This window comes from Marinococcus halotolerans DSM 16375, from assembly GCF_000420725.1.
Lineage (GTDB): Bacteria > Bacillota > Bacilli > Bacillales > Marinococcaceae > Marinococcus > Marinococcus halotolerans.
On sequence record NZ_ATVM01000013.1, the window covers coordinates 1 to 17,501 of the forward strand.

Genomic DNA, 17,501 nt, shown 5'->3' on the forward strand with positions numbered 1-17,501 from the left:
AGAGGTTAATAATATCCCGCTGGGATATCCCCTCATTCAGGTACGCTTCCACAGCTTCTTGTTTCCATTCCGGGGGATACCGCTTCCACTGGGTGGCTTTCGTCAGCGCTTCGGCTCCATGGCGTTCGTACCGATCGATCCATCCCCTTAACGTCTTTTCGTTGATGTCCCAATGACGACAAAACTCAGCCATATTCATTGTCCTCTGATCAAAAGCGTGGATGATTTCTATTTTCTGCTCGGTCGTATATCCTCGATAAGGCATAAAAATGCTCCCCTCTAAGCAAAACAGATGATTTATTTCATCTGTCTACTTAAAGGGGAGCATATCACCTCATATGCCCCCTGTTTATTAAAAATATTAATTAATTATATTATATATATTTGTTTTTATAATAAAAAGTCCAGGAGTACAATAGCATTAACAATTAGGAGTTGAAGAATGATGAAACGACTTGTTTCTTCCGTTCCAATGCTATGGCCCGGACTCATCTTTACCTTTATTGCTGCTGTACTCAGCAGTGCACTTGCAGAGATCGCTCCCTTCTCAGCGATGGGGGCACTCGTTACTGCAATACTTTTAGGTGTATTTTGGCGGTTTACTGCCGGCGTACCTGAGCGGGCGCTTTCGGGGATCACTTTTTCAAGCAGGCATTTGCTCCGCCTCGGCATTATTTTCCTCGGTGCGCGCCTGCATCTAGGAGATATTTACGAAGCCGGGTTTAACGCTTTTTTTATTGCTGCTTCCGGTTTGCTAATTACGCTTCTCTTTATTTACTTTGCTGCCAAAGCTTTAAGGATAGATAAAACACTCAGCCTGTTAACAGCCTGCGGTACAGCTATCTGCGGAGCTTCAGCTATCGCAGCCATCGCACCAATTGTAAAAGCAGAACAAAAAACAACTACTGCGAGCATCGCGATTATTGCAGTTGTTGGGACTATTTTTTCCATTTCCTATACTTTTCTATTTCCATTTCTGGGGATGAACGCGTATGAATACGGTGTTTTGTCCGGCGGGACTCTTCATGAAGTGGCTCACGCAATAGCAGCATCCGAAGCAGGAGGTACAGTGTCGGAGGACCACGCCCTGATAATCAAATTAACGAGAGTCGCACTTCTAATCCCAGTAGCACTTGCAGTGGCCACGCTTCAAAGCCGCAAAGAAAACCGGGGTTCACATGCGATCCCGGTGCCCTGGTTTATTTTCGGATTTTTAGCAGTGAGCCTGGCCAATACCTTTAATCTGCTCAGCGATTCCGCAGCTGCTTTTATGGTCTCAGCTTCATATGTTTTCCTGGGCATGGCAATGGCTGGCTTTGGTATGCAGATGCCTGCCGCGTCTTTTAAAACAATTAGTTTAAAAATGTTTATCGTGACAATATGCGGTTCGCTTTTATTATCTTTTCTCGGCTACGTGCTTATCGAAGCTATGCTTTAATCTGACCGGCGCTGCAGCATCCGTTTGAAGCAGCTGTTTACAGGGTAAACAGTTATATTCACACTATCGCGGAGGCTGACCATGAAATTTTCAGGCACGATTTTAGTAGTACTGGCCGCGATACTATGGGGTATTTCAGGTGGATTGGCAGATATACTTTTACATAAGGGCTGGGACCCGTTAGTCATTTCCTTTTACCGGGGAGCCGTTGGTTTTGTCTGTATTTTTATATGGTTCCTTTTACGGATTCGAAAGACCGGATCCCCCTCCACCCGATTATTTATATGGGCTGCTCTCGCCGGGGCGGGCGTCGCCGGCAATTTCACCTTTTACTTCCTCAGTATTGAGGCCTCAAGCGTAGCCATCGCTGCCACGCTAATGTATACCGCACCTATATTTGTATTTTTGATTTCTTTTTTTCTAAAGCAGGAATCCTCTACTTTTTTCAAGTGGGGATGTATTGCAGTAGTGCTTGTAGGAATTTTCCTCCTGACAGGTGCTTATGACACGGGCGGTTCTTCGGTTACACTTGCAGGCGCCGCTGCCGGCCTTGGGGCCGGTCTTTCGTATGCGTTGTTTATTTTCGGATTTAAATACGCCTCTGCAGTCGGCAGGCCCGAAACCTCTTTAACGATCGCTTTTTTTGTTTTTTGTGTAATTCTTTTGATGTTTGTCGACCAACAGGAAGCAGTATCTGTTTTGACCTCCAGTGACATTGGGTGGTTCCTGCTGCTCGGGCTCGTTGGTGCAGGCATTTCCTTTGTACTGTATGTTATCGGCATAAAGCTGACGACCCCGGTTACTGCTTCAATGGTTGCCATGGCAGAGCCGGTCACTGCTTCTTTGTTTGGAGTAGTTCTGCTTGGAGACAGCCTGGCAATCATTCAGGCATTGGGCATCGTTATTATTCTGGTTTCCATTACTGCGTTCAGCGTGCGCCAGTCTGCCTAAAAAAGCAGCTCCCGGGAGGGGGGCTGCTTTTCGTTGTTCAGCAGGTGTCAATTTAAGTTTCAAAATAATCCAGCATATAAGCTTCGTTATTTATTTCCCCCGGCCCTCCCCTCTCGATACCTTGCCTAAATGTGCATTTCTTTATTTTAAAAATAATAAAAAAGCCTCCTGCATATAAGCAGAGAGACCTGTACGGCACGTATATTATAAAAAACTGATGGAGGTAATAGATTTCATAATCTGCTGCACGCCTGTCAGCACGGTCGGCATTTGCTCAATATTCATAAACGGCACAATAATATAAAACATAGAAAGTCCCATTACCATCATTAATACAATTGGGTTTCGCAAATTGCAGACCTCTTTTCCCCGTAATAATTAATTAAATACTATCATATCAACCCAAATACGATTTTTGTGTTTTATTATCCACTTGTAACTTAAACGTAATTTCTTTAATCTTTTGTTCATCAAATGGTTATTTTTGTTATTTAATTTATCCGGAATTCGTTCTTTGCTGGCTCCATGGGATTTTAAAACCCACAAGTTCAATTTGCAGCTGATCGATACGTTTGGTCTGGCCCTCTACATACCCGTGATCATGAAGAACATTAATAATTTCCTGTATTTCTTCCCACTGTTCATTGCTAGCTGTATAAGGCACTTCCAAAATAACAATGTCATCATGCTCTTCTACTGTAGAACAAAACTGATGATTTTTAACCCAATTCATACCTCTCCCCATAGTTCTCGCCTCCAAGTGATATTGGACCTATGCATATATACCCTATTATAAACGATATACACTTAAAATCATTAATATCCCTAATTTTCCTTCTAATTTTTTATAATTTTTCTGCGTATCCGTTTTCAGCAATTTTTGTTGTTTTTATGCATGTTTACAGTTTACTTTCAGTCAGATCCGCGTTACATTGTAGAATGATTATTAATCTTACATAATGCTTTACCGTATATAGTCATTTTCTCACAAGGTGAGCCAAGTGCAGCATGATATTTCAGGGACTCTCTTAAGAATTTGACTCGTTTCCTTTTGGAAGCGGGTTTTTTGCGTTGTGTGGCGATCTTACTTACACTCAGGAGGCGCTGGTATGAAAAAGTCGCGTATTCTTTTTATCGGTTTTATGCTTTTCTCGTTATTTTTTGGAGCGGGTAATTTAATCTTCCCGCCATTTCTTGGTTATTCTGCAGGTGACAATTTCACTTCTGCTATCCTTGGTTTTCTATTTACAGGAGTACTTCTCCCCATCCTTGCTATTTTGGCAGTCGTGCAGGCACGACACGGACTTATCAGCATGGGAAGCAGAGTCCATCCCATGTTCGGCCTGTTGTTTGCTGTACTGATTTATTTATCCATCGGAGCTTTATATGGAATTCCCAGGGCTGCTAACGTTGCCTATGAAATCGGTTTTGTGCCAGCAGCGGGTATCGGGACCTGGTGGACACTTTTACTTTTCTCCTTAATCTTTTTCACAGTTGCTCTCTGGCTGAGCTTAAATCCTGAAAAAATAGTCGATCGCCTGGGCCAATGGCTGACGCCTATTCTATTCGTTACTTTAGCCGCTCTATTTGTACGGGCATTTTTTATTTTCGATACAAATTCTTCTTCAGCTGAAGCCCCTTATAATAATTCTCCTTTTATTGGAGGATTTCTAGAAGGGTATCTGACGATGGATGCTCTCGGTGCCCTTGCCTTCGGAATGGTGATTGTTAACAGCCTGCGCACCCACGGGGCGTCTTCTAAACGTGAACTGATGTCCGGCGCTGCAGCAGCTACTGCAGTAGCTGGGATCGGCCTTTCTATAGTCTATGTTTCGCTTGGATGGATCGGTGCCCGGATGTCACAGCAGGAAGGGATTACTGACGGGGCCGGCATTCTTGAACCTGCCGCAGCCATGCTTTTCGGACCATCCGGCAGCTTCTTTTTTGGTGTGATCGTTCTGCTTGCCTGCCTGACCACCAGCGTCGGCCTGATAACGGCATGCTCTGAATTTTTTCACAGCATAATGCCCCGCATTGCCTATAAATCGTTTGTCGTTCTTTTTACATTTATCGGGATGCTGGTTACTAATTTAGGATTGTCTTTAATTTTAAGCATCGCAGTTCCTTTACTCGTATTTATTTATCCGCTTGCTATTGTACTCATCGTACTTTCACTTCTGCGCCCTGTTATTGGTGAAGGTTCACTAATGTATCAGCTTTCAATTATCTTTACAGGGATCTTTGCGCTTTACGAAGGGCTTTCAAGTATAGGAGTCTTTGTCCCGGCTGTCACAAGTATTCTTCAGACCTCGCCGTTTTTTGAGCAGGGACTCGGCTGGGTGGTGCCTGCGTTTATCGGAGCTGCCGCCGGATATCTTCTCGACAGGCTTATGCCTTCCCACTCCACGCAAAAGACTTCCTTTCATGAAAAATAATATCCCATAAAAAAACTGCCCCTTTTTCAGGAGCAGTTTTTTCTATTCAATACCGTCGCTATCACGAAGTTCTTCCCTGTAGGCAAACAAGAACAGCAGAGAAACAAGGAGGGCTCCGCCGATTAAATTTCCAATACTTGCCGGTATTAAATTAAACAACAGGTATTCATACCAGGCATACTCAGTATCTGCAAATACCCCCATGCTGAAGTAGCCCATGTTCGCCGCGCTGTGCTGAAAATTACCGGCCACAAATAGAATGACCGGAAGCGCAGTCGCCACTACTTTACCTGTAACATCTCTCGCAGCTGTCGTGAGAAACGATGCCATGCCGATTAACCAGTTAGCCAGAATACCGGACAAAACGACCTGGAACCAACCAATTCCGCCAGAATCTTTAAATTTCATCTTGTCCGATAGATACACCTGCAACTCTCCGTAAAATTCCGAAGTCAAGGAGCCGGAAAGCTGAATGACTGCTGCAACGAATAATGCACCGACAATATTGCCGATGTAAGTAGCAAGCCAGAACCTTGCAATAGGCATAAAGTAGACACTCGGCTTTCGGAATAAGTAACTCGGAAGTAGAATGTTAATTTCTGTAAATAATACAGCGCCGGATAAAAATACCATGACATAAGCTGCCGTAAAACCAAGTCCTGACAATAGATAGTACAGCCCTTTCGCTTCTACGCCTGTTGCAAGGAGAATCGAAAATACCGCCCCGAAGGTCATGAACGATCCTGCCAGTATCGCCAGCAGAAATTGCGCTTTGAATTCCTTACTTAAGTGGTTGCGTCCATTTTCTCCAAACGCCTGTACCACCTCGGGCGGTTCTTTATACTGCCGGTCGGTTGCCCCGAGCTTTTGTTCTTTCGGCATAACACATCTCTCCTTCTCCTGATCTCTGCCGCAGGAGCAGTACCAAAGGAAAAACCCCGAAACAATCGGGGCTTCCGGTTCATCTTTTTTCCTTTATACTCAGCCTTTTACCAGAGCTTCTTTTCCGTAATACGAAGCCTTGAACAAGTCCTTCATCTGTTCGAAGGAGGTTTCCCGTGGATTGGTGCCGGTACATGGATCGCTTAGTGCATTTTGAGCCATTGTATCCAGATGCTCTTCGAAATCTTTTTCAGGGACACCGAATTCTTCAAGCGTAACAGCTAATCCTAAATCTTTGTTGAGTTCAAAAATATACTCTACAAGCGAATCTGTCAATTCTTTATCTGTCTGCCCTTTTAAATGCAGGCGACGCGCAATTTCTGCATAGCGGTCTTCTACCACTGCACGGTTGAACTCAATGACATACGGAAGATAGATCGCATTGGCATAGCCGTGGGGAATATCAAACGTAGGTCCGCTTTTATGAGCGAGACTGTGCACATTTCCAAGTACCGCGTTCGCAAATGCCATACCGGCCATCGCCTGAATGCTGTGCATCTGCTTTCCGGCTTCATGATCGCCGTTATACGATGCTTTCAAATTATCTTTAATCACTTCGGCACCGCCGAGAGCAAGAATGTTAGTATATAACGTCCGCGGCTTAGCTACGTAAGATTCAATAGTATGGGTGAAAGCATCCATACCCGTGTAAGCGGCAATATGCTTCGGCAGATCTTCCACCATGACAGGGTCAATAATAGCAATGTCCGGTGTCAGGCCAAAGTCTGCAAGCGGATACTTGACGTTTGTTTTTTCGTCCGCCACTACTGAAAGGTTGGAAACTTCAGAACCGCTGCCGCTTGTCGTAGGAATGCCGGCAAATTTCGCCTTCTGGCGGAGACGCGGCAATTCAAAAGGCTTCGTGGCATCCTCAAAGGAAAGCTCAGGATGCTCGTAAAAGAGCCACATCGCTTTAGCGGCGTCCATTGCGGAACCACCGCCGATACCTATAATCCAGTCAGGAGCAAAGGAACGCATTTCTTCCGCTCCTTCTTTAACCATTTTTGCAGTTGGTTCTGTATTATACCCTTCCAGAACTTCAGTTTCGATGCCTGCTGCAGCAAGATGCTCCTGGATGCGGTTTAAATTACCGTTTTTTTTCACTGAGCCGCCGCCAATAACGAGCGTGGCTTTTTTTCCTTCAAATGTGCGCAGTACTTCAAGCGCATTATCTTCAAAATAGATGTCTCTTGGAATCGTAAATCTGCTCATTGGTGAAGCCTCCTTGTTGTTTTAAGCTAAACGAAGATGTCTGGTGTGATTGATGCACATCTATTTTAACTACAAGTTAAGCTTTTCCTTTTAGCCGGACATATTAAACATCAAAGAGGTATTCCCCCGGGTATAAGCATAAAAAAAGACCCGGGAGCGGGCCTTTTTATGCAGACTCATCTTTTGCAAGTGCGCTGTTCAAGTCTTTTTTGACACTTTCCATGACCTCAGACTTAATTTCATTCAACAGATCACTTTCAGAATCCCCGATCAGCTCATTACGCAGCTGTTGCACGAGCTCCTGCTTTACATCTTCATATAAATCATCTTTTAGTTCGTCAATCAGCGAATGCTTTACGTCTTCGAGGAGTTGGCTGGTCGCTTCTTTGGAAATAAACGAAGAACCTTCTTTTGTATTGTCCTCTTCGGCTGCAGGTTCTTCCTGTTCCACTTCACCACTGTTTTCTTCTGTTTCTTCTTCGTGATCTTCTGACGAACTCTCCTGTCCCTGCGAAGAGTCTGCTTCTTCTTGCGTATCGTCTTCTTCTGCAGCAGGCTCTTCCTGTTCTTCTTCATCTGACGTTTCTTGTTCACTGCTGTCCGCTTCTGAAGAATCTTCATCCGCATCTTCCTCACTGTCTGCCGCTTCCTGCTCTTGTTCCTCAGAAGCCTCTCCTGTATTTTCTTCGGACTGCTCCCCGCTTTCGCCGCTGTTAACCTCAGCCATGATTTCATCAATCATTCCTTGTTTATCTGTTGAGGAGAGCTCAAGGCCGCTCTCTTCAGCAAGAGCCTGAATATATTCTATACTCTGCGTATATAAATCGATTTCTTCATCTTCACCATCTTCATTTGTAATAACCACGTTTGCGTGGTCCTGCTCTTTCTCTTCTTCTGATGAGGCATCCTTCTCATCATTTTCGCTGCTCGGTTCTTCCTGCTCTTCTTCCTCAGGAAGCTCTTCGTCGCTCTCTTCCTGCTGACCCTGATTTTCTTCGTCTTCCGACTCCTCTTCTTCCCCGCTGTCTTCGTTTTCCACCTCGTTCATGATTTCATTAATCATGTCCTGTTTTTTAGTAGAAGATAATTCGAGACCGCTTTCTTCGGCAAGAGCTTTTATATCTTTCACGCTCATCATGTAAAGATCTACTTCTTCATCTTCTCCGTCCTCATTTGTGATGACAACATTTGCCTGCTCCTCTGATGATTGTTCTTTTTTAGCCAATGCAATCCCTCTTTTCAATTCTCTCCATCGAGAATGTATTGTTGTATTTATTTAGACAAAATGAATAATAATCTGCCGGATTTCTTTTTGAAATTCTTCAGGAATCCGCTTTTCATACCTTGTCGAAATTACGCAGTGATCATGCCGTTGAATTTCTGTAATTGGATATTGAAACATTAGCTGCTCATTTTCATCTTTTACATAAAAAATCATGCGCGCTCTTTTCTTCACACCGTTGGCATATCGTCCTTTACCCTGCCACTGTGGAAATTGAAACCCGAAGGTATATGTTCCGTCTTTTTTCTCCCCTGAAGCCTGCTCATCTAACGGAATACGGATATTTACTATTCGTCCAGGAAGAACTAACACGATTAACATCTCCTTACAGATGAATGTTTTTTCACCGTGACGGATTTTCCCTTTTATTTTTATCTTAATTATACCATTACCTTTCCAAAAGACTTTCAACCTTCTACTAACGACTCAATTTTACCTCTCAGCATCTATCAGAAAATCATCCGGTCCTGGTCACATAATAAAGCCTCCTGAAGGTTTCAGGAGGCTCCGTGCTATAATCCGGCTGGCATGCCGGGGTTCATTATTGTAGAGCTGTTACAGGTTTCTCTTTAAAGCATCTATATATCCTCTGACCGCCCGCTGGCTGACTTCTGCCTGCGGGGCAATGCCTTCAAAGCCGTGAAAGCAACCCGGGTACAGGTGGAACTCTGCCTGCACTCCGGCCTGGCTTAATCGCAAAATATATTCTATCGTTTCATCGCGAAACGGATCCGCGCTTCCTACCATCGTATAGGCGGGGGGAAGATCGGAAAGATCCTCTGCGAGGGCTGGAGAAGCGTAAGCGGAAATGTCTTCATTATGATCACCGAGATAGGCTTTCCACGCTGCCTGGTTGGAGTAATAGTTCCACACCCTTGTGTCCGTGATTTCCCGGCTTGAAACAGTAACATTTCTATAATCCAGCATTGGGCAGAGCGGCATTTGAAAAGCTATCGCCGGTCCGCTCCGGTCTCTTGCCATCAAGGAGACAGCTGCTGTCAGCCCCCCACCGGCGCTGTGGCCGGCTACTCCAATGCGTTCTGCATCTATCCCAAGTTCACCGGCGTGTCCGGCCGCCCATTTAAGACCAGCATAGCAGTCCTCCACCCCGGCCGGAAACGGATGCTCCGGGGCGAGCCGGTAGGCCACAGAAATCACCACACACCCTGCTTCGAGCACAAACCTTTCGCACAACTCATCATTCATTTCCGGCGTGCCGCTCAAATATCCGCCTCCATGGATCCAATACAAGCCTGGAGAAATTGTTTTTACCGGCATCCCCGGCTCATATATACGAACCCGTATATTTTGTCCTTCCTCATGGCCGGGAATGTGTTTGTCTGTGATCCTTACTTTACTGCGGCTGATGGGCGCCTCTCCCTCAAATGCCTGCTTCGTTAATACACGGCTGTTTCTGATTTCTTCCCGGGTGGAAAACTTCATTTCCGGCAGCCCATCCAGTACTGTGTGCAATTCATTCTGAATTTTTTCTTTCATTTCCGGCTCTCCTGCTTTCTGCTGGTGACATAAACTGTATTACAATAAGCATTAATTGTATACGCTTTCAAAATTTCCCAAAAGGCTTGGCATTGCTGATATTTTTATTATAAGGGCTGCTGTATTTATCTACAATTAATAAATGAAAAACAGAAAAGCTTTTTCAAGGTATACTTTTCAGCCAAAACAGGCCTCTCACATTGCGCCTCTGTTAATCAGAAGACAGATTCAGCTGCCAGGAAACATTAAATCTATCCTGGATCCAGGCGAAGCGTTTACTGAATCCGTAATCTTTTAAAGCCATCAGCTTTTTACCACCCTCGGAAAGATGATTGTACAAGTACTCAATTTCCTGATCCGATTCACAGTTAACAAAAAGTGAAAAGGAAGGCGTGAACGTAAAATCGTGCTTCACGTTACTGTCCATGCATATGAATTCCTGGCCCTGCAGCGAAAGCACGGCCTGCATAACATTCCCTTCTTTACCGGATTCATGCGGCCCATACCGGCTTAAGCTTACTATTTTTGCTTCATCAAGCAGGCTCACATAATAATTAAGTGCTTCTTCTGCATCCCCCTGAAACATAAGAAAAGGTTTAATTGCCGCCATTGGTACCCGCTCCTTTTATTTTAACTCTTTTTGTTTATGTTCCCTGGATAAGAATCTTTGAAGCAGGACTCCAGGCTTAGTTTTTCGCCGCCTGCCAACCAAATGATTTTATCTTTGTAAAAATTATATATATGGCCCTATCCTCCTTTTATGCCTGCTGCCTTACACTAAAAGAAAATTCAGTAGAACGGATGATGGATGATGGCCGTGAATACAAAGATGAGTCTGCCGTGGCTGATAGCGGCAGCAACGGTGGAATTTCCGGCCCTGCTGCTTTCGGCCGGCTGCTTCTTTGCTCTTGCAGGAATGCTCCATATTCCTGTCTACATTTCTTTTGTCAGCGTGTTTATCATTCATTATTTTTACTATGAACAGGTATTTTATAAAAGATGGCGGAAGGTGCTTCTCGTTATATTAAATACTTCGGGCGTAACTGCTCTGCTTTTTCTTTTGGGATCAATTTAAATATAATTTTTTCAGCAGCGTTCGTCCTGGCGCTGCTGTTTTTTTTGATTGTTATTTTTAAATGTAAATGGGTAAATAACATTCATGCTTTAGTTTATTCAGCTGTTTTTTGAGGAAGAAGAGGATTATTGATATTTTTCATATGGATTTATTGTGATTTATTTGTTTTCTGCATTCCTTAATTTTCACAGCCATCATGAAAAGACAAAATAAAAAGGGGGATATCAATGAGTGAACAGAATAATGATCAGCAGTCAAAATTAAAGCTGATTGATTACCGGATTTTTGTTCCGGCACTTTTAATCATCATTGCAATCTGTATACCGCTTGCTTTGTACGAAACACGAAGCATGGAAGTTTTAAATGGGATTTTCGATTCCCTTGTGGAAGTATTTACATGGGGCTACCTTTGGTACGGTTTAATACTTCTTGCTGCCGGCCTTTATTTCTCTTTTTCCAAATATGGAAAAGTTGTATTGGGGGATCCGTTGGAAAAACCGCGTTTTTCACTATTCGAATACGCGTCGATTCTAATTGCTATGGGGCTCGGCTCCACTATTATGCGTACCGGAATGGTGCAGTGGACCTCCGTAGCAAGCGACCCGCCAACCGGTGTAGAAGCCGGTTCCACACAGGCCCTGATGTGGGGGAACTCCTACAGCATGTTTCTCTGGAGCTTTCAGACATTTGCTATTTTCGTTATGGCGGCGCCAGCGATGGCCTACATTCTTCATGTGCGTAAACGCCCGTTAATGCGTATTTCTGAAGCATGCCGCGTGCTTTTTGGTGACCGGTTTACCGATGGCCTTGGCGGTAAATTTTTAGATGTTATTTTTCTGATCAGTATTCTTGCAGGCGCTGCAGTGACGCTCGGGCTTGGCTCCCCGATCATTACCAACAACCTCGCAGAGCTGCTGGGAATCGAAATAAGCTTTGGCCTTACACTGATCGTAACACTCATCTGGGTGTTCATGTTTTCTCTAAGCGCCTATCTTGGGATCGAAAAGGGCATCAAACGCCTTAGTACGTTTAACATGTACCTGGCGGGAATATTCGCTCTGTTTATTATGGTGGCCGGCCCGGGGATATTTATTTTGGATTATTTCACCGGCAGCCTCGGCTTTCTTATGACTAACTATATTAACATTTCCTTTTATACTGAAGCCCTTTCTTCCGGAGAAGCCAGTTATATAAAAAGCAATACCGTGTTCTGGTTCGCTTATAACGCTACCTGGGCGATGCTGCACAGCGTATTTGCCGCGAAAATCTCCCAGGGACGCACCATTAAAGAAATGATCATGACGTACTTAGCCGCTCCAACGATTATCTCCTGGATAGCTACAGGAGTTCTCGGCGGACTGGGTGTAGACAGATTTTTAAATGGCAACCTCGATGTGCTCAGCATCGTGGAAAATCAGGGTAATATGGCAGCTATACCGGCAATTTTAACTACACTGCCACTCTCTGGTCTTGCTCTGATCATATTTATGGTTGTCGCATTGATTTTCTTAACTACGACCCTTGATTCTACGACGTATACTATTTCAGCGTATGCAAGCACCGAAGATATGAGTAAAAATGAGCCTTCTAAATTTCTTCGCATTTTGGTCGCTGCCATCATCACCACCCTCGCTTTAATCTTAATGAGAATTGGAGGCCTTCCTCCGCTTGAAGTACTTTCAGGGCTGATGGGGCTGCCAATCATTGTCATACAGTTTTTGACAATTGCAGCAGCAAAGAAAATGATAGATCAGGACAAAGCATGGATCCACAACGTAAGAGAATAAGAAAATTTTTGCCGGGTATCCCCATAAAGGATACCCGGCCTTTTGCATTACGATGAAAAGCAGCTGCTGGGCTAATTCCCTCTTCCGTGTTAAAGTTAGAATATTCTAACACAGGGAGTGAATAGTATGGATGCCAAGCAAACCGTATACGTTAATACCTTTACAGATGGCATGCTCGATCCGGCTCTTGAAATGGAATATAAAGTTAAAGACGGCGGCCGCATTGTTGCCAACACCACCCCCGGGTGCTGGGGGCCGATGATCACCCCTGCCCTTCGCGGCGGCCATGAGGTGACAAAGCCGGTGTATGTCGAAGGTGCAGAAGTCGGCGATGCTGTTGCTATCCGGATCAAATCTATTGAAATTACCTCTCAAGCCACAGCCTCCGGTAATGATAAAGCGGTAGACGGCCGTTTTGTCGGTGATCCATTCGTTGCTGTAAAATGTCCCGGCTGCGGGCAAATGCATCCAAAAACGGTGATTAAAGGTATTGGCCAGGAAGCGGTCCGGTGTGCCAACTGCGGTGAGGATATCACTCCGTTTGTATTTACAAACGCATACACGATGGCTTTTAACGATAATAAATCGATCGGGCTCACCCTTTCACAGGAAGCAGCTGAAAAAATTGCCCACGACGGAAAAAATTACATGAACACCCCCGAAAATTCGATTCAAAACCCGGTAGTAACCTTTGCTCCTCATGACATTATCGGTGCAGCAGCCAGAACCAGGCCTTTTTTAGGGCAGCTTGGAACTACTCCATCACGCGCTCTGCCTGATTCCCATAACGCCGGAGACTTCGGGCAGGCATTAATTGACGCCCCCCACGAGTACGCTATTACTAAACCACAACTGGAAGAACGCACAGACGGCCACCTTGATATCAGTCGTGTCCGGGCCGGAGCTGTGTTAGTTTGTCCGGTTAAAGTCCCCGGGGGGCGGCATCTACCTTGGTGATATGCATGCCATGCAGGGTGACGGCGAAATTGCCGGCCATACCACCGATGTTTCCGGGATTGTGCACCTCCAGGCCAATGTTTTAAAAGACGTCAAATTAGATGGCCCGGTACTGCTCCCTGTGATTGAGGATCTGCCCTATACGGCAAAGCCCTTTAGCGAGCAGGAGAAAAAAGAAGCACTCGAACTTGCCCGGCAGTGGGGTGTTAATGAGCTCGAAGAAGCTTATCCGGTATCTTTTATCGGCAGCGGGGCGAGTCTGAATGAAGCAACAGAAAACGGAATGCAGCGGGCAGCCAAAGCACTGGGTGTCACTGTACCGGAAATTATGAACAGGGCAACCATTACTGGCTCTATTGAGATTGGAAGACACCCCGGTGTAGTTACTGTTACTTTTTTAGCACCGGAACCTCTTCTTGAAACAGCCGGACTCCTTCATACGGTGAAAGATAATTACCAGTAACATTATACTTTTCTGCTAAATAGTCACGGTCATTAAAAACCCGGCTGCCATCCAGCCGGGTTTCCTTTGTTATAGACCAGCTGCACTGGCAAACTGAATGTGGGAAAGTATTTTAAATGTGTTCATTTCTGACAACGAGAACGTCGCATTCCGCTCTACGGACGATGCTTTCCCCGACGCTTCCGAGAAGCAGCCGTTCGGCACTGCTGACTCCGGAAGCCCCCGAGACGATTAAGTCTGCCTCATATTTTTCCGCAGCATCCTTTGGAATTACCATTTTCGGTGAGCCGTACTCCAAAGCAAAAGAAACATTGGGAACGTTGCTTTTTAACGCAAGCTCCCGGTATATTTCAAGCAGATTTCTCCCGTTTTTCTTAAATATTTCAATGACGTTACCTCTTGTTTTCTCTACTGATGAAACGAGCGGTGTATGAATAACATGGGTGACCACGGCCTTCGCTTCTTCTTCTTCTGCCATTGCCAGGCCGGCACGAAAGGCGTTGGCAGACATTTCTGAGTCATCTACTGCGATCAGAATGTTATTATATTTTTTGATCCCCCGTTTATTTCTAACCACCCAGACGTCACACTCTGCATTTCGTACGATACCTGCGGAAACGCTTCCAACAATGAATCTTTCAAATGTACCTATACCTGAAGCTCCGCAAAGAATCAAGTCCGCTTTAAACCGTTTTGCAGTGTCCTTTGGGATAGTAGTTCTCGGAGAGCCGTTTTCCAAAAACACGGTTACATCCGTCAGCCCTGCGTTTTCGGCTTCTTCTCTGCAGGCAGCAATAATTTCTTCCCCTTTTTCCTTTGAGGCCTGTAATAAATCCGTAGTATGAAGCCGGGCCTGGCTATAATGGTTGTAGTCGATAATGTAGCAGATTCCCAATGAACAATCATACGCTTTGGCGAGCGCAATTCCTTTTTTCAATGCAAATTCAGCTTCTACAGAGCCATCTGTTGCTACTAAAATACGGTTGTACCTTTTTTCCATTTTGCCTGCCCCCTATCCATCATCGTCAACGCCGGATGCTGCCCTGAATGAATTTTACTTTCGCCAGCCCGGCTGTCTTAGTTCTATCTCTATTATAGCACTATCTTCAGTTTTACTATTGTACTTTTTTTGCCAAATTATACAGTGGAGTTCTTCGCTTATATGTTTCATAATGGAGATAGATAGAGAGATATTTCACTTTTGTTTCAGGTCATTTCGTGCTCGAAAATCTACTTCTGTAAAGAAAGCGGGGCGTTATCATGATCAAACACTATCAGAATATTCTCACAGCTGTGGACAGTTCGGATGAATCTATGCAGGCATTCCGCCGCAGTCTCTCACTGGCCAGGAAACACCAAAGCCAGCTGACGGTCGCCCATGTTGTGGAGTACAGAACATTGAACCGCCTGATTCAATATATACCGACTATTATGGAAACGGCGGGAGAACAGGGAAAAGTATTGTTAAACATGTACAAAGCAGAGGCTGAAGGAGCTGGCGTGAATATCCAGACAATAATGGAAACCGGCGTACCAAAAACCATTATTACTAAAGATCTCGCTCCAGATTATGAGACCGATTTGATTATTACCGGCGCCTCCGGGGCTGGAACAGTCGGACGCTTCATTATGGGAAGTGTTTCCACCGGCATCGTGCGCAATGCCAAATGCGATGTCCTCGTCGTCCGGAAAAAGGATTCAGACAGTGACTATAAGAGGATCATCATTGCCATCGACGGCTCGAAAGAAGCAGCCCATGCCTTTGAAAAAGGAATTGCGCTCGCAATGGAAGAAAATGCAGCTGTGCTGATCACGCATGTAATTGATTCAGTGGTACTCACCTCTATGGAGCAGCATGACACCGGGCTGTTTATCGAAATGGAAAGCTACTCTGAAAAAATGCTTGAAGAATACCGGGAAAAAGCCGTGAATGCCGGCCTCGAGCACGTAGAAGCAGAGCTTCACCACGGAGCTCCTAAGGTCGTTATTGCGGAGGATTTAGCTAAAAAGTATAAAGCCGATCTGATTGTCGTTGGCGCCTCCGGCCTGAATACGACAGAGCGGTTTTTCCTCGGCAGCGTTTCGGAGGGTATCGTACACCGGGCTGATTGTGACGTTTTACTGGCCCGCCTGCCGGAAGGAGAACAATAAAATTATAAAAGCGGGGCCTTTCTCCCTTCACCCGGGAAACGGCCTCGCTTTTATTTAATTTATTATTTTTCGGGATGAAAAACGACCTTCACATAATTTCCTTTTCCGTTAATTAAATCGTCAAAGGCCCCTGGCCCCTCTGAAAGAGCTGGCGTATGTGAGATCATCGGCTTTACATTAATCTGGCCGGTACCCATATAATGAAGCGCAGATGTCCATTCCTTTCCGGGAAAAGGCGACGATACCGCGTTCCAGGAGCCGAGTATTCTTAACTCATTGCGCACAATACGCTCGAAATAAAAACGTTCAATAGTAATATCTGCGTACGGAATACCCATAAACACGACCTCGCCCCCCTTCCCTGGAAGAGCAAGTACCTGGGCCGAAGTTGCAGGTGCTCCTGCAGATTCTACCGCAAGGTCCACCCCGTACCCGCCTGTATGCTCCTGCACTTGTTCGTGGGCTGGACGCTGACTTGAATTGATCAATACGTCTGCGCCCACTTCCCGGGCAGTTTGCAGCTTTACGTCATCGATATCAATCGCATACACTTTTTTCGCCCCGAATATTTTCGCCCACTGAACTGCCAGAAGGCCAATGCTTCCGCATCCCATCACGGCTACTTCCGCTCCGGGCTGAATACTCGTACGGTAAAATCCATGAGCCACGACAGCAGCAGGCTCAACGAGCGCAGCAGTGTCATAATCCACCTGGCCGGGCAGCGGCAGAACATTTTCAGCCGGAAGCCTGACGTATTCAGCATAGGACCCCGGGTGGCGGGCTCCGATCACCGTCAGATTTTCACAGCGTGAAAGCTCCCCTTTCTGACAGCTCAGACACTTCCCGCACCGAAACGTTGGGCATCCGGCCACACGGTCCCCCTGTTGCACCTCTGATACCCCGGGGCCGGTCTCAACGACCTCTCCTGCGAATTCATGGCCGAAAATCATACCTTCCACGTAAGGGCCCAGCTTTTTGTAGCGGGAAATGTCGGAGCCGCAAAGGCCTGCAGCCTTCACCTTAATAATAACATCATCAGCATTTTCGATTACCGGCTTTGAAGCTTCTTCGAATCGGAGGTCCTGCTGTCCGTATAGTTTAAGACTTTTCATGTTTTTCTCCCTTCAAAGTAACGATATTACAATTCTGAATTGGCCGGTTCATTTTTTGCCTTTTTCTTTCCAAATAATATTTTAATTAAAGCTGCCCCAACAATGATTGGATTAAAAATCATCTGGTGATCAAAATAGAATTCCCCGATTACACGCATTGGGCCCAGCATAAAATCAAGCATTAATTCCGTCATAGTGA

The 17,501-nt window shown here is 45.3% G+C and carries 18 protein-coding genes and 1 pseudogene; 7 read left to right on the top strand and 12 right to left on the bottom strand.

Going from position 1 to position 17,501, the window contains the following annotated elements; translation table 11 throughout:
• Nucleotides 1-265 (bottom strand): helix-turn-helix domain-containing protein (locus tag G548_RS0110150; RefSeq protein WP_022794049.1); only part of this gene is annotated, 265 nt, incomplete at its 3' end.
• 177 nt (nt 266-442) lie between these two features.
• On the opposite strand from G548_RS0110150, the gene G548_RS0110155 reads away from it, so the two are divergent.
• Both G548_RS0110155 and G548_RS0110160 read left to right on the top strand, forming a co-directional pair.
• Complete coding sequence (locus G548_RS0110155) at nt 443-1,438, top strand: YeiH family protein (RefSeq protein WP_022794050.1); 996 nt, start codon at nt 443-445, stop codon at nt 1,436-1,438.
• Nucleotides 1,439-1,519: 81 nt separating this feature from the next.
• Nucleotides 1,520-2,389, top strand: coding sequence for a DMT family transporter (locus tag G548_RS0110160; protein WP_022794051.1), 870 nt, complete (start codon nt 1,520-1,522; stop codon nt 2,387-2,389).
• Nucleotides 2,390-2,593: 204 nt separating this feature from the next.
• Here the strand turns inward: G548_RS0110160 and G548_RS19210 are convergent, their stop codons facing one another.
• A complete protein-coding gene (locus G548_RS19210; RefSeq protein ID WP_022794052.1) occupies nt 2,594-2,740 on the bottom strand; it encodes a hypothetical protein in 147 nt (48 codons plus the stop codon).
• Nucleotides 2,741-2,885: 145 nt separating this feature from the next.
• Nucleotides 2,886-3,122: a hypothetical protein gene (locus G548_RS0110170; protein WP_156847934.1), complete on the bottom strand. Its 237-nt coding sequence runs from the start codon at nt 3,120-3,122 to the stop codon at nt 2,886-2,888.
• 376 nt (nt 3,123-3,498) lie between these two features.
• Between G548_RS0110170 and brnQ the strand changes: the two genes are divergently transcribed.
• Nucleotides 3,499-4,824: a branched-chain amino acid transport system II carrier protein gene (gene brnQ, locus G548_RS0110175; protein WP_022794054.1), complete on the top strand. Its 1,326-nt coding sequence runs from the start codon at nt 3,499-3,501 to the stop codon at nt 4,822-4,824.
• A 42-nt stretch (nt 4,825-4,866) separates the two neighbouring features.
• Here brnQ and G548_RS17870 read toward each other — a convergent pair whose 3' ends face one another.
• From G548_RS17870 to G548_RS0110205, 6 genes are all read right to left on the bottom strand, one after another.
• Nucleotides 4,867-5,706: a formate/nitrite transporter family protein gene (locus tag G548_RS17870; protein WP_022794055.1), complete on the bottom strand. Its 840-nt coding sequence runs from the start codon at nt 5,704-5,706 to the stop codon at nt 4,867-4,869.
• Between the two features lie 99 nt (nt 5,707-5,805).
• The gene (locus G548_RS0110185; protein WP_022794056.1) at nt 5,806-6,978 is read right to left on the bottom strand and encodes an iron-containing alcohol dehydrogenase; all 1,173 of its coding nucleotides are present in this window, start codon (nt 6,976-6,978) and stop codon (nt 5,806-5,808) included.
• Nucleotides 6,979-7,144: 166 nt separating this feature from the next.
• Nucleotides 7,145-8,203 (bottom strand): hypothetical protein, encoded by a 1,059-nt coding sequence (locus G548_RS0110190; protein WP_022794057.1) that lies wholly within the window; start codon nt 8,201-8,203, stop codon nt 7,145-7,147.
• Nucleotides 8,204-8,254: 51 nt separating this feature from the next.
• Nucleotides 8,255-8,671, bottom strand: a complete 417-nt coding sequence (locus tag G548_RS0110195; RefSeq protein WP_156847935.1) for a hypothetical protein — start codon at nt 8,669-8,671, stop codon at nt 8,255-8,257.
• 144 nt (nt 8,672-8,815) lie between these two features.
• Nucleotides 8,816-9,757: an alpha/beta hydrolase gene (locus G548_RS0110200; RefSeq protein WP_022794059.1), complete on the bottom strand. Its 942-nt coding sequence runs from the start codon at nt 9,755-9,757 to the stop codon at nt 8,816-8,818.
• Nucleotides 9,758-9,968: 211 nt separating this feature from the next.
• Nucleotides 9,969-10,367: a VOC family protein gene (locus G548_RS0110205; RefSeq protein ID WP_022794060.1), complete on the bottom strand. Its 399-nt coding sequence runs from the start codon at nt 10,365-10,367 to the stop codon at nt 9,969-9,971.
• Nucleotides 10,368-10,574: 207 nt separating this feature from the next.
• Here G548_RS0110205 and G548_RS0110210 point away from each other — a divergent pair, with 207 nt between their 5' ends.
• The 3 genes and pseudogenes from G548_RS0110210 to G548_RS17875 all read left to right on the top strand — a co-directional run bounded on the left by G548_RS0110210 (nt 10,575) and on the right by G548_RS17875 (nt 14,039).
• On the top strand, nt 10,575-10,832 hold the full coding sequence (locus G548_RS0110210; RefSeq protein ID WP_156847936.1) for a hypothetical protein: 258 nt from the start codon (nt 10,575-10,577) through the stop codon (nt 10,830-10,832).
• 227 nt (nt 10,833-11,059) lie between these two features.
• Complete coding sequence (locus G548_RS0110215) at nt 11,060-12,619, top strand: BCCT family transporter (protein WP_022794062.1); 1,560 nt, start codon at nt 11,060-11,062, stop codon at nt 12,617-12,619.
• Nucleotides 12,620-12,745: 126 nt separating this feature from the next.
• Nucleotides 12,746-14,039, top strand: a pseudogene (locus G548_RS17875) (acetamidase/formamidase family protein).
• A 112-nt stretch (nt 14,040-14,151) separates the two neighbouring features.
• Here G548_RS17875 and G548_RS18795 read toward each other — a convergent pair.
• A complete protein-coding gene (locus tag G548_RS18795) occupies nt 14,152-15,039 on the bottom strand; it encodes a universal stress protein (protein WP_051143860.1) in 888 nt (295 codons plus the stop codon).
• Nucleotides 15,040-15,299: 260 nt separating this feature from the next.
• Between G548_RS18795 and G548_RS19575 the strand changes: the two genes are divergently transcribed.
• Complete coding sequence (locus tag G548_RS19575) at nt 15,300-16,190, top strand: universal stress protein (protein WP_022794063.1); 891 nt, start codon at nt 15,300-15,302, stop codon at nt 16,188-16,190.
• Between the two features lie 62 nt (nt 16,191-16,252).
• Here G548_RS19575 and G548_RS0110235 read toward each other — a convergent pair whose 3' ends face one another.
• Both G548_RS0110235 and G548_RS19465 read right to left on the bottom strand, forming a co-directional pair.
• Nucleotides 16,253-17,302, bottom strand: a complete 1,050-nt coding sequence (locus G548_RS0110235; protein ID WP_022794064.1) for a galactitol-1-phosphate 5-dehydrogenase — start codon at nt 17,300-17,302, stop codon at nt 16,253-16,255.
• Between the two features lie 26 nt (nt 17,303-17,328).
• Entirely contained in the window at nt 17,329-17,496 is a 168-nt protein-coding gene (locus G548_RS19465; protein WP_022794065.1) for a hypothetical protein, read from the bottom strand.
• Nucleotides 17,497-17,501 lie beyond the last annotated feature (5 nt).